11 protein-coding genes, 8 tRNA genes and 2 rRNA genes are annotated in these 12,819 nt (G+C 34.9%); all 21 read left to right on the top strand.

Annotation, left to right across the window (positions count from 1 at the left end):
• Nucleotides 1–9: 9 nt before the first annotated feature.
• Nucleotides 10–405, top strand: a complete 396-nt coding sequence (gene divIC, locus BDW31_RS10650; protein WP_011276754.1) for a cell division protein DivIC — start codon at nucleotides 10–12, stop codon at nucleotides 403–405.
• Nucleotides 406–533: 128 nt separating this feature from the next.
• A complete protein-coding gene (locus BDW31_RS10645; RefSeq protein ID WP_011276753.1) occupies nucleotides 534–935 on the top strand; it encodes a S1 domain-containing RNA-binding protein in 402 nt (133 codons plus the stop codon).
• Between the two features lie 226 nt (nucleotides 936–1,161).
• Nucleotides 1,162–2,454: a tRNA lysidine(34) synthetase TilS gene (tilS, locus tag BDW31_RS10640; protein ID WP_029376683.1), complete on the top strand. Its 1,293-nt coding sequence runs from the start codon at nucleotides 1,162–1,164 to the stop codon at nucleotides 2,452–2,454.
• A 3-nt stretch (nucleotides 2,455–2,457) separates the two neighbouring features.
• A complete protein-coding gene (gene hpt, locus BDW31_RS10635) occupies nucleotides 2,458–2,997 on the top strand; it encodes a hypoxanthine phosphoribosyltransferase (RefSeq protein ID WP_011276752.1) in 540 nt (179 codons plus the stop codon).
• A gap of 262 nt (nucleotides 2,998–3,259) precedes the next feature.
• Nucleotides 3,260–5,443, top strand: coding sequence for an ATP-dependent zinc metalloprotease FtsH (gene ftsH, locus BDW31_RS10630; RefSeq protein WP_011276751.1), 2,184 nt, complete (start codon nucleotides 3,260–3,262; stop codon nucleotides 5,441–5,443).
• Nucleotides 5,444–5,679: 236 nt separating this feature from the next.
• Nucleotides 5,680–6,564, top strand: coding sequence for an Hsp33 family molecular chaperone HslO (hslO, locus tag BDW31_RS10625; protein WP_011276749.1), 885 nt, complete (start codon nucleotides 5,680–5,682; stop codon nucleotides 6,562–6,564).
• A gap of 203 nt (nucleotides 6,565–6,767) precedes the next feature.
• On the top strand, nucleotides 6,768–7,700 hold the full coding sequence (cysK, locus tag BDW31_RS10620) for a cysteine synthase A (protein ID WP_016931263.1): 933 nt from the start codon (nucleotides 6,768–6,770) through the stop codon (nucleotides 7,698–7,700).
• Nucleotides 7,701–7,933: 233 nt separating this feature from the next.
• A complete protein-coding gene (gene folP, locus BDW31_RS10615; RefSeq protein ID WP_053035167.1) occupies nucleotides 7,934–8,740 on the top strand; it encodes a dihydropteroate synthase in 807 nt (268 codons plus the stop codon).
• Nucleotides 8,718–9,083 carry a dihydroneopterin aldolase gene (folB, locus tag BDW31_RS10610; protein WP_016931261.1) on the top strand — a complete coding sequence of 122 codons (366 nt, stop codon included), beginning with the start codon at nucleotides 8,718–8,720 and terminating at the stop codon, nucleotides 9,081–9,083. The genes folP and folB overlap by 23 nt, the downstream gene beginning before the upstream one ends.
• A complete protein-coding gene (gene folK, locus BDW31_RS10605) occupies nucleotides 9,084–9,563 on the top strand; it encodes a 2-amino-4-hydroxy-6-hydroxymethyldihydropteridine diphosphokinase (protein ID WP_011276746.1) in 480 nt (159 codons plus the stop codon). It abuts the gene before it with no gap.
• 203 nt (nucleotides 9,564–9,766) lie between these two features.
• A complete protein-coding gene (gene lysS / locus BDW31_RS10600; protein ID WP_110709639.1) occupies nucleotides 9,767–11,257 on the top strand; it encodes a lysine--tRNA ligase in 1,491 nt (496 codons plus the stop codon).
• Nucleotides 11,258–11,759: 502 nt separating this feature from the next.
• Nucleotides 11,760–11,874 (top strand): 5S ribosomal RNA (gene rrf / locus BDW31_RS10595).
• Nucleotides 11,875–11,883: 9 nt separating this feature from the next.
• Nucleotides 11,884–11,959, top strand: a tRNA-Val gene (locus BDW31_RS10590).
• Nucleotides 11,960–11,973: 14 nt separating this feature from the next.
• Nucleotides 11,974–12,049, top strand: a tRNA-Thr gene (locus tag BDW31_RS10585).
• A 5-nt stretch (nucleotides 12,050–12,054) separates the two neighbouring features.
• Nucleotides 12,055–12,127 (top strand) — tRNA-Lys (locus tag BDW31_RS10580).
• A 23-nt stretch (nucleotides 12,128–12,150) separates the two neighbouring features.
• Nucleotides 12,151–12,225 (top strand) — tRNA-Gly (locus tag BDW31_RS10575).
• Between the two features lie 7 nt (nucleotides 12,226–12,232).
• Nucleotides 12,233–12,321 (top strand) — tRNA-Leu (locus BDW31_RS10570).
• Nucleotides 12,322–12,332: 11 nt separating this feature from the next.
• Nucleotides 12,333–12,406 (top strand) — tRNA-Arg (locus BDW31_RS10565).
• A 33-nt stretch (nucleotides 12,407–12,439) separates the two neighbouring features.
• Nucleotides 12,440–12,513: transfer RNA gene (locus tag BDW31_RS10560), tRNA-Pro, on the top strand.
• Nucleotides 12,514–12,528: 15 nt separating this feature from the next.
• Nucleotides 12,529–12,604 (top strand) — tRNA-Ala (locus tag BDW31_RS10555).
• A gap of 122 nt (nucleotides 12,605–12,726) precedes the next feature.
• Nucleotides 12,727–12,819, top strand: a 16S ribosomal RNA gene (locus BDW31_RS10550); the annotation flags it as partial.

The raw sequence follows: 12,819 nt of genomic DNA, 5'->3' as shown, positions 1-12,819 counted from the left end.
TGACAAGCAATGAGTAAAAAGGTAGAAGAAATAGGAAATCAGTATACCTCCGATAAAAATCGAAAAAGGCAACGACAACAAAAGAAAATGCGTGTTGTTAGACGAAGAGTAACTGTATTCGGTGGGATATTATTAGCGATTATAATTATTCTATCCATCATGCTTGTCGTCCAAAAACAAAGCAATGATAAAGCAGCAGTTGAGCGTAAACATAAAGAGGAACAGTTTCAGAAAAAGCAAGACGAGGAAATCGCATTAAAAGAAGAACTTAGTAATTTAAATAATAAAGACTACATAGAGAAAGTAGCAAGAGACGATTATTACCTGAGCAATAAAGGTGAAGTTATTTTTAAATTGCCTAATAATGATGATGATTCTAAGTCTAAATCCTCTAATGACAACTGATAACATTAAGGATAATCGTTTTTCTTAAATAAGAATGAATTATCTGGTTTTATAGCATTGTGAAAATATTAAAACAGGAATATAATAAGGTTAAAATCGAATCAAAATCGGGAGGATTTATTTAGAATATGTCAATCGAAGTAGGAAACAAGCTAAAAGGTAAAGTTACTGGTATCAAAAAATTTGGTGCATTCGTAGAGTTACCTGAAGGGAAAAGTGGCTTAGTTCATATCAGTGAAGTGGCTGATAACTATGTTGAGAATGTTGAAGATCACCTATCAGTTGGAGACGAAGTTGAAGTTAAAGTCTTATCTATTGCAGATGACGGTAAAATTAGCCTTTCAATAAAAAAAGCAAAAGATCGCCCTCGTAGACCACAACATAAATCAAATCACAATAGATCACCACAACAAAAAGGTGAAGATTTTGAAAAGAAATTAAGCAATTTCTTAAAAGATAGTGAAGATAAATTAACATCTATTAAACGACAAACTGAATCAAGACGTGGCGGTAAAGGTTCAAGACGCTAATTTATAATATATTACTTATATAATAATTGGTAATAGCAAAGGTAACATTCACAGTAAGATAAACAATTGTCGTCCTATCGAATTGCCCTTTATTTTATGTAAGATATGTTATTTTTGCGGGGTGGAACTTAAAATTCAACAATGAATTTTAGTTCCACTCTTTTTTTGATGACTACATTGCAATATTGCAATAAGGTATATTCATGTTATTAAGGAGGTCTTTGTGTTGAAAGTTAATACGTCACTATGGAACAATACTGAACATATTGTGATTGCTGTTTCGACAGGTGTAGATAGTATGTCACTCTTCCACAATTTACTTTCACAATCATCTCGTACTTATAAACAATTGACCTGTCTTCATGTTAATCATGGCTTACGAGAAGCATCACATAAGGAAGAAGCGTTTATAGAAGCATTTTGTAAACAATATGAGATAACTTGCTATGTAAAGCATTTGAATTTAACGGATGTAGTAGCGCAAGGGAAGAGTATACAAGCTGATGCTCGACAATTGCGTTATGAGTGGTTTGACGAAATGATGAAAAGGTTAGATGCAGATGTATTACTTACAGCACATCATTTAGATGACCAGCTAGAAACAATCTTCTATAGACTATTTACTGGACGTTCTACACGAAGTACTCTAGGGATAGATGTTCAATCAATTCGTAATCATTACACAATATGTCGGCCATTACTTGAAGTTTCAAAAGAAGACATACGCGACTATCAGCACAAATATCAAGTTCCTTATTATGAAGATAGCTCAAACAGTGACAATAAATATGTTAGGAATGACATTCGCAATCGACTATTACCAGCGATTAATCAAAATGCAGATCTTGATAGTACGCATTTACTAAAATTGAAACGTTGGCATGATATTCAATTACAGGAGAGTCGAAAAAAAGCCCAATCCTTTATAGAGAATGATTGTCTAATTAATAAAAATGGAACTCAAATACAATTTTCACGAAATGCATTTAATCAACTTGATGATATAGCTAAAATGATATTGTTAGATCAGCTCTTCGAACAACTGCAGTTGAATAAGGCATTTTCAGAGAAACAATATCATGAATGGTTTCATCAGATTAGTAATCAAATCGCACAATTTGAGATATCCCTCACTGAAAAATGGATAATTCAAATAGCATATGATAAATTTATTATATTGGCGAAAAATGAGCCGTCATTATTAGATAATCAAATCGTGAATGATGCAGATACATATCGTTTCGGACATTATCTCGTTGTTATACATCCGACGATTCCTAAACAACAATTACCATTATTGATACGAACTCGCCACAATGGAGATAAAGTCGAACTAAATGGACAAAAAGGTCATAAAAAAGTGAGTCGTTTGTTTATAGATCACAAAATTCCAAATGATGTGCGCATGCAAATGCCATTAATTGAAGATCAATACCATCAAATTATTGCTGTAGGTAATTTATATATTGCTAAAGCATATAATCAACATATAGAAATCAAAAAAATTGGAGATGAATAACGAATGAAAGACGATTTAAAAGAAATATTGTTAACTGAAGAAGATATACAAAATATTTGTAAAGATTTAGGAGAACAATTAACTAAAGATTATAAAGATAAACCACTTGTATGCGTGGGTATTCTAAAAGGTTCTGTTATGTTTATGGCAGACCTAATTAAACGCATCGACACACATTTAGCAATTGATTTTATGGATGTTTCAAGCTATCATGGCGGAACTGAATCAACTGGTGAAGTTCAAATCTTAAAAGATTTAGGTTCATCTATTGAAAATAAAGACGTCCTAATCATTGAAGATATTTTAGAAACAGGTACAACATTGAAATCAATTACTGAATTATTGCAATCACGTAAAGTTAATTCACTTGAAATTGTTACATTACTGGATAAACCAAATCGTCGTAAGGCTGATATTGAAGCTAAATATGTTGGTAAGAAAATTCCTGATGAATTTGTTGTAGGTTATGGATTGGATTACGCTGAACATTATCGGAATTTACCTTATATCGGCACATTAAAACCAGAAATTTATAACAAATAAGTGAAATTCATTTAGATGTTAATATAATTAAATCGTGTTTAAGATATAATAACTATACTTAATAAATGAATTAGTGTAGACTCATTTTATATGCTTAAACACATTTTAAAAACTTATCGTTTTTTAGAGAATTTAAGTTTTAAAAAGTTTGATAACACAAGGATTTTGAAAAGTATTACAAAAGTTGAAATGCTAGCCTTTAAGAGAAGTGTTGTGTTACAATTTTTGTTAGCTTTATTATAGAAATAGGAGGAAATGACGCATGCAAAAAGCTTTTCGCAATGTGCTTGTTATCGCAATTATTGGCGTTATTATATTCGGCGTATTTTCTTACATAAATGGGAATGGCAATACACCGAAACAACTTTCCTATTCACAGTTTGTAGAGAAATTGGATAAAGGTGATTTAAAGACCTTAGAAATCCAACCTGAGCAAAATGTGTACTTGGTAAGTGGTAAAACAAAAAATGATGAAGATTACTCTTCAACGATTTTATACAATAACGAAAAAGACTTACAAAAAATTACAAATGAAGCAAAAAGCCAAAAAGGACTAGATTTTAAAGTTAAAGAAGAAGAGAAACAAAGTGTCTTCGTAAGTATGTTGACAACATTAATTCCTGTATTAATTATTGCTTTCCTATTCATTTTCTTCCTTAGCCAAGCACAAGGCGGCGGCGGTGGCGGTCGTATGATGAACTTTGGTAAATCCAAAGCTAAAATGTACGATAACCAAAAACGTCGTGTACGATTCTCAGATGTCGCTGGTGCAGATGAAGAAAAACAAGAATTAATTGAAATAGTAGATTTCTTAAAAGATAATAAGAAATTCAAACAAATGGGTTCAAGAATACCTAAAGGTGTATTACTTGTAGGCCCTCCTGGTACAGGTAAAACATTACTAGCACGTGCCGTAGCTGGTGAAGCGGGTGCACCATTCTTCTCAATCAGTGGTTCAGACTTTGTTGAAATGTTCGTTGGTGTCGGTGCAAGCCGTGTGCGTGACTTATTCGAAAATGCGAAAAAGAATGCACCATGTATTATCTTTATCGATGAAATTGATGCAGTAGGACGTCAACGTGGTGCAGGTGTTGGTGGCGGTCACGATGAACGTGAACAAACGCTTAACCAATTACTAGTTGAAATGGATGGTTTCGGTGAAAACGAAGGTATTATCATGATTGCTGCAACTAACCGTCCTGATATCTTAGACCCAGCGTTACTACGCCCTGGTCGTTTCGATAGACAAATTCAAGTTGGCCGTCCAGATGTTAAAGGTCGTGAGGCTATTCTTCATGTACACTCTAAAAACAAACCACTTGATGAAACTGTCGACTTAAAAGCTATTTCACAAAGAACACCTGGCTTCTCAGGGGCAGATTTAGAGAATTTATTAAATGAAGCATCTTTAATTGCTGCACGTGAAGGTAAAAACAAAATTGACATGCGTGATATCGAAGAAGCTACAGACCGTGTTATTGCTGGTCCAGCTAAAAAATCACGTGTCATTTCAGATAAAGAACGTAATATTGTAGCTCACCATGAAGCGGGTCATACAGTTATCGGTATGGTACTCGATGAAGCAGAAGTTGTTCATAAAGTAACAATTGTTCCTCGTGGACAAGCTGGTGGTTACGCAATGATGTTACCTAAACAAGATCGTTTCTTAATGACAGAACCTGAATTATTAGATAAAATTTGTGGTTTATTAGGTGGTCGTGTATCCGAAGATATCAATTTCCATGAAGTATCAACTGGTGCATCAAATGACTTCGAAAGAGCAACTCAAATCGCACGTTCTATGGTTACTGAGTATGGTATGAGTAAAAAACTTGGACCATTACAATTCTCATCTAGCGGCGGTGGACAAGTATTCTTAGGTAAAGATATGCAAGGTGAACCTAACTATTCTGGTCAAATCGCTTATGAAATTGATAAAGAAGTTCAACGTATTATTAAAGAACAATATGAACGTTGTAAACAAATCTTATTAGACCATGAAAAAGAACTTAAACTTATCGCTAAAACATTGTTAACAGAAGAAACATTAGTAGCTGAACAAATCCGTTCATTATTCTATGATGGTGTATTACCTGAAGTAGATTATGATGCTGCTCGTGTTGTTAAAGATGAAGATTCTGACTATAGCGAAGGTAAATATGGTAAATCTTACGACGATATCCGCGAAGAACAACTAGAAGAAGGAAAAGAAGACATGCGAGAAGATCGTAAAGAAGATAATGACATGAATCGCGAACGTAGACATCGTCAAAGAGATGATAGAGATAATCAAACAGGACATGATCAATTACGTGACGGTTCAAATGGAGACAATGATCAACATCGTGGACATTCAAATAATGAAGAAGACACAGGTCATGAACAATCTCCAAATATTGACAAACCATATAATCCAAACGATCCAAACAACCCTAGCAATAGATAAGTTTAAACTGGATTATTATCTCCTTTGAGTAAGGCAATTCCCCTTAGTCAAAGGAGATTTTTTAATATGTAGTGATCGTCAAAGAGACAATATTAGAGTTGAAAGCAAGTTACTTCATATTCTTATTAAACAAGTGTAGAATAAGTATCCTTAAAGGGAAAATATAGAAATAATTGAAAGATTAAAGTATAAATAATATCAATATAAAAATAAATGTACTAAAGGAGTTTATAAGGATGACACATGATTATATCGTTAAATCACTAGCTTTCGATGGAGAAATACGTGCGTACGCTGCGCTAACAACTGAATCAGTGCAAGAAGCACAAACACGTCATTATACTTGGCCAACAGCTTCAGCTGCTATGGGCAGAACAATGACAGCAACTTTATTAATGGGTTCGATGCTTAAAGGTGAACAAAAATTAACAGTAACAGTTGATGGTAAAGGACCTATTGGAAGAATCATTGCGGATGCAGATGCTGAGGGTAATGTACGTGCGTATGTGGATAAACCACAAACGCATTTTCCATTAAATGAACAAGGTAAATTAGATGTTAGACGAGCAGTTGGTACAGACGGGTCCATCCAAGTTGTGAAAGACGTTGGTATGAAAGATTATTTCTCAGGTGCAAGTCCGATTGTATCAGGTGAATTAGGAGAAGACTTCACATACTATTTTGCGACAAGTGAACAAACACCTTCATCAGTTGGTTTAGGTGTGTTAGTAAATCCTGACAATTCTATTAAAGCTGCTGGAGGATTTATTATTCAAGTAATGCCAGGCGCTAAAGATGAAACTGTAACAAAATTGGAAAATGCTATAAATAATATGCAACCCGTTTCTAAGTTAATTGAACAAGGATTGACACCAGAAGGTATTTTGAATGAAATTCTTGGTGAAGATAACGTTCAAATCTTAGAAACTATGCAAGCTCAATTTGAATGTAACTGTAGTCATGAGAAGTTTCTAAATGCAATTAAAGGTTTAGGAGAAGCTGAAATCCAAGATATGATTAAAGAGGATCATGGCGCGGAAGCTATTTGTCACTTCTGTGGTAATAAATATAATTATTCAGAAGCTGAACTTGAAGACCTATTAGCTTCAATGAATGCATAATTAAAAATATACTAAAGGCGATAAACCATCACGTGTTTATTGCCTTTTTTATAGGGAAACTAAAATAATGTAAAAGTAAAATGTAACTTCAATCCTAAAATAAGAGAATTAGCTTTGTCTTTTTAGAAAATTCTGATAGAATATAGTTATATCCGATAAAAAAACTAAGTTTTAAATATGAAAGTTAAAGGAGCGTTTTTTCAATGGCACAAAAACCAGTAGATAACATTACTCAAATTATTGGAAATACACCGGTAGTAAAATTAAGAAACGTTGTAGATGAAGATGCAGCAGATGTATACGTAAAATTAGAATATCAAAATCCAGGTGGTTCAGTAAAAGACCGTATCGCATTAGCTATGATCGAAAAAGCTGAAAAAGAAGGGAAAATTAAACCAGGTGATACGATTGTAGAACCAACAAGTGGTAACACAGGTATCGGTTTAGCTTTCGTATGTGCAGCTAAAGGTTATAAAGCAGTATTTACAATGCCTGAAACAATGAGTTCTGAACGTCGTAACTTATTAAAAGCTTATGGTGCAGAATTAGTTTTAACACCAGGTTCAGAAGCTATGAAAGGCGCTATTAAAAAAGCAAAAGAATTAAAAGAAGAGCATGGTTACTTCGAACCACAACAATTCGAAAACCCAGCAAACCCTGAAATTCATGCGTTAACTACAGGCCCAGAATTAGTAGAACAATTTGAAGGTAAACAAATTGACGCTTTCTTAGCAGGTGTAGGTACAGGCGGTACTTTATCTGGTGTAGGTAAAGTCTTAAAAGAAAAATATCCTAATGTTGAAATCGTTGCTATAGAGCCTGAAGCATCACCAGTATTAAGTGGTGGTGAGCCAGGACCACATAAATTGCAAGGTTTAGGTGCAGGGTTCGTACCGGATACTTTAGATACAAATATTTATGATAGTATCATCAAAGTAGACAACGATACAGCTATGGAAACATCACGTCGCGTTGCTAAAGAAGAAGGTATCCTAGCAGGTATTTCTTCTGGTGCTGCAATTCATGCCGCAATTCAAAAAGCTAAAGAATTAGGTAAAGGTAAAACAGTTGTAACAGTATTGCCAAGTAATGGTGAACGTTACTTATCAACACCTTTATATTCATTCGATGATTAATTTGTAATTAATATTTAAACGCTAGGGAAGCTTGTTATTGCTTCGCTAGCGTTTTCTTTTTTGGAAAATGAATATCTTATTTTAAATTATTAAATGTTTTGCATGCTTCATCAGCGATTATAAACACTGAAATGTTTAGAAAATGAGTGTATCATTATGATGTGACTATTAAGCAAAAGTAGACATTGTTCTACATATCATTTTCAAAAAGAACGAAGGGTGACGTGACAAGAATGACTAAAACAAAAATTATGGGAATATTGAATGTAACACCTGATTCATTCTCTGATGGTGGTAAGTATAATTCAGTGGATAAAGCGGTCAAACGTGCTAAAGAGATGATAGAAGAAGGTGTGGATATCATTGATGTCGGTGGCATTTCTACACGACCAGGATTCACAGAAATTATTTCAACGGAAGAAGAGATTGAGCGTGTAGTTCCTGTAGTGAAAGAACTTGCAAAATTAAATATTCAACTTTCAATAGATACATATCGTAGTGAAGTAGCGGAAGCGTGCTTAAAATTGGGTGCAACGATGATCAATGATCAATGGGCAGGGTTATATGACCCTAAAATACTTGATGTTGTGGCTTCTTACGATGCTGAAGTTGTATTAATGCATAATGGTGACGGACATCGCGAACAACCAGTTGTTGAAGAAATGCTATTATCACTTATTACTCAAGCGAACAAAGCAGAAATGGCCGGAATTCCAAAACATAAAATATGGCTAGACCCTGGAATTGGATTTGCCAAAACACGTGATGAAGAAAATGAAGTAATGGCACGTTTAGATGAACTTGTAGCAACTGAGTATCCTGTTTTATTAGCAACGAGTCGAAAACGTTTCATTAAAGAAATGATTGGTACAGAAACTAAAGCGTTAGAACGTGATGAGGCGACAGCTGCTACAACAGCTTATGGTATAATGAAAGGCGTCAAAGCTGTGCGTGTACATAATGTGCAATTAAACGCTCGATTAGGTCAAAGTATGGATTTCTTAAAGGAGAATGAAGATGAACGACACAATCTTTCTTAATGGTATGAGATTTTACGCATACCACGGTGCCTTACCTGCTGAAAACGAGATAGGTCAAATTTTTGTAGTAGATGTTACGTTGAAAGTGAATTTAGAAGAAGCCGGCCAATCTGATAAAGTAATCGACACTGTACATTACGGAGAAGTGTTTGAAGATGTTAAAGCAATCGTTGAAGGTCCACCATGTAATTTAATCGAACATCTAGCTGAACGTATTGCAAAACGTATAAATTCACACTATAATCGTGTAATGGAAACGAAAGTCAGAATCACTAAAGAAAATCCACCTATTCCAGGTCACTATAATGGTGTAGGTATAGAGATAGTGAGGGAGAATCGTTAAATGGTACAAGCGTATTTAGGTTTAGGAAGCAATATTGGTGATAGGGAACAGCAATTACAAGAAGCTATTAAAATAATTGACAGTATTGAAGGCATTACTGTGACTAAAATCTCTCCAATATATGAAACTGCACCAGTAGGGTATACCGAGCAGCCTAATTTTTTAAATTTGTGTTTAGAAATTGATACAGAATTGGAGCCTAAAGAACTTCTTAAATATTGCTTAGAAACCGAACAACGATTACACCGAGTTAGAGACATTCGTTGGGGTCCAAGAACATTAGATGTCGATATTTTATTATATGGGGATAAGGTTATAGAAGAAGATGACCTTGAAGTTCCCCATCCGCGAATGAGTGAACGTGCTTTTGTGCTAATACCATTAAATGATATTGCACCAACACAAATTGAACCTCGTTCAAAAACTCGTATCTCTGATTTAGTCATACCAGATGACACAGTGAAGAAATATAAAGGTTAAGTAGTATTAATTATGTATTTAATTAATATTATTGAAATGCGAAAATAGTGATGATCATACTTTGAAAGTGATACATGTAATGTCAATTTTGTAAAACAATACAATTAAGTAACACTACATTAGTAATATGATATCCTATAAGTAATTTAGAAATAATCCATGGAATAATTTTCATTGAAATGAAATTTAAAGGAGAGAAAGTTATGTCAGAAGAAATGAATGACCAAATGCAGGTCCGTCGTCAAAAACTACAAGAATTAATTGATTTAGGAATCGACCCATTTGGAAAACGTTTTGAGCGCTCAGCTACTGCTAGTGAACTAAAATCACAATGGGATGAATTCTCTAAAGAAGAATTACATGATAAAGAAGATGAAAGTCATGTTTCGATTGCCGGACGTTTGATGACTAAACGTGGTAAAGGTAAAGCTGGTTTCGCACATGTCCAAGATTTGACTGGTCAGATTCAAATTTACGTGCGTAAGGACCAAATTGGCGAAGAAGATTTCGACAATTTATGGAAAGGTGCAGACCTAGGCGATATTGTTGGTATTGAAGGTGTAATGTTCAAAACAAATACTGGCGAGCTATCAGTAAAAGCTAAGACATTCACTTTATTATCTAAAGCGCTTAGACCTTTACCTGATAAGTTCCATGGTTTACAAGATATTGAACAACGTTATCGTCAACGTTATTTAGACTTGATTACAAATCAAGATAGTACTCAAACATTTATTAACCGTAGTAAAATTATTCAAGAAATGCGTAATTACTTAAATAAACAAGGTTTCTTAGAAGTTGAAACACCAATGATGCATCAAATTGCAGGTGGTGCAGCAGCACGACCATTTGTTACGCACCATAATGCACTAGACGCTACTCTTTATATGCGTATAGCAATTGAATTACATTTAAAACGATTAATTGTTGGTGGCCTTGAAAAAGTCTATGAAATTGGACGAGTATTCCGTAACGAAGGAGTATCAACACGACATAATCCAGAATTTACTATGATTGAATTATATGAAGCATACGCTGATTACCACGATATCATGGATTTAACTGAATCTATGGTAAGACATATCGCTCAAGAAGTATTTGGTTCTGCAAAAGTTCAATACAATGAAGAGGAAATTGACCTAGAGTCTGCCTGGACACGCCTTCATATTGTAGATGCAGTGAAAGAAACTACAGGTGTAGACTTCTATCAAATTAAATCTGATGAAGAAGCAATCGCTGCAGCTAAAGAACATGGTATTGAAATTACTAATAATATGAAATATGGTCATATCTTAAATGAATTCTTTGAACAAAAAGTTGAAGAAACGTTAATTCAACCAACATTTATTTATGGACATCCAATTGAAATCTCGCCTTTAGCGAAGAAAAATCCAGAAGATCCTAGATTTACAGACCGTTTCGAGTTGTTTATCGTAGGTAGAGAACATGCGAATGCATTCACTGAATTAAATGATCCAATTGATCAACGTGAACGTTTCGAAGCACAACTTGTTGAAAAAGCACAAGGTAATGATGAAGCGCATGAAATGGATGAAGATTATATTGAAGCTTTGGAATATGGTATGCCTCCAACAGGTGGTTTAGGTATCGGTATCGATCGCTTAGTTATGTTGTTAACTGACTCTCCATCTATTAGAGACGTATTATTATTCCCTTACATGAGACAAAAATAGATTAAATTAAATATTAGAGATTGAGATAAAGTTTAGGGTTTATTCAAATGTTAACCTAATATATCTCAATCTCTTTTTTTATTTTGAGCCAGTTATTGTTAATAAAAGAGGCAAAAGGAATAATTAGTTTTCGATTTATATAAAATTAAGGGATTAAATATATTGGTGTGATAAAGGGTTATTATCAAAGGGAGAGTTACAAAAGTAAAAAAGAGTAGAGAAGTTATTATAAAACAATATAAAAAAGTGTAGTCAATATGCTTGCGATGTGCTAACATAGTAAAAGTGTTCAAAGAAGCGGAATCGACAAATAATAAACTTGTTAAATAAAAAAAGTTTTAAAAATTAGTTGACTTTGCTTTTTGAATGTTGTAAGATATAAAAGTCGTCGAAAACGAAAGTTAATTTTGTAAAATACTTGTAAAGATAACTTTAACAAAGTGTAAAATTAACTATTGAAAATTAAAATAATCGACATTATAATTAATTGAGTAAGTTATTGTCTGGTGACAATGGCAAGGAGGTCACACCTGTTCCCATGCCGAACACAGAAGTTAAGCTCCTTAGCGCCGATGGTAGTTGGATTTACGTTCCGCTAGAGTAGGACGTTGCCAGGCTTACACGTTGGAGAATTAGCTCAGCTGGGAGAGCATCTGCCTTACAAGCAGAGGGTCGGCGGTTCGAACCCGTCATTCTCCACCATTCTTAATTAATTAGCCGGCCTAGCTCAATTGGTAGAGCAACTGACTTGTAATCAGTAGGTTGGGGGTTCAAGTCCTCTGGCCGGCACCATCTTTGAGCCATTAGCTCAGTTGGTAGAGCATCTGACTTTTAATCAGAGGGTCAGAGGTTCGAATCCTCTATGGCTCATACGATTGTTTTAATAGCCACATGCGGAAGTAGTTCAGTGGTAGAACACCACCTTGCCAAGGTGGGGGTCGCGGGTTCGAATCCCGTCTTCCGCTCCATTATATTGCCGGGGTGGCGGAACTGGCAGACGCACAGGACTTAAAATCCTGCGGTGAGAGATCACCGTACCGGTTCGATTCCGGTCCTCGGCACCATCTTAAATAAAGCGCCCGTAGCTCAACTGGATAGAGCGTTTGACTACGGATCAAGAGGTTATGGGTTCGACTCCTATCGGGCGCGTCATTTAAATTTTATTTCTTATTTAATTACATACGGGAAGTAGCTCAGCTTGGTAGAGCACTTGGTTTGGGACCAAGGGGTCGCAGGTTCGAATCCTGTCTTCCCGACTTCTTAAATAATTCGGGGGCTTAGCTCAGCTGGGAGAGCGCCTGCTTTGCACGCAGGAGGTCAGCGGTTCGATCCCGCTAGTCTCCACCATTTTATAATGATTAAATGAACATTGAAAACTGAATGACAATATGTCAACGTTAATTCCAAAACAGTAACTTAAATGTTACAAACACTATTTAGTATTATGAGCTAATCAAACATCATAAATTTTTATGGAGAGTTTGATCCTGGCTCAGGATGAACGCTGGCGGCGTGCCTAATACATGCAAGTCGAGCGAACAGACAAGGAGCTTGCTCCTTTG

The organism is Staphylococcus sp. AtHG25, from assembly GCF_003217445.1.
GTDB lineage: Bacteria > Bacillota > Bacilli > Staphylococcales > Staphylococcaceae > Staphylococcus > Staphylococcus haemolyticus.
Note: the sequence above shows the minus strand (reverse complement) of the source record. Positions and strands in the feature narration are given on the sequence as shown.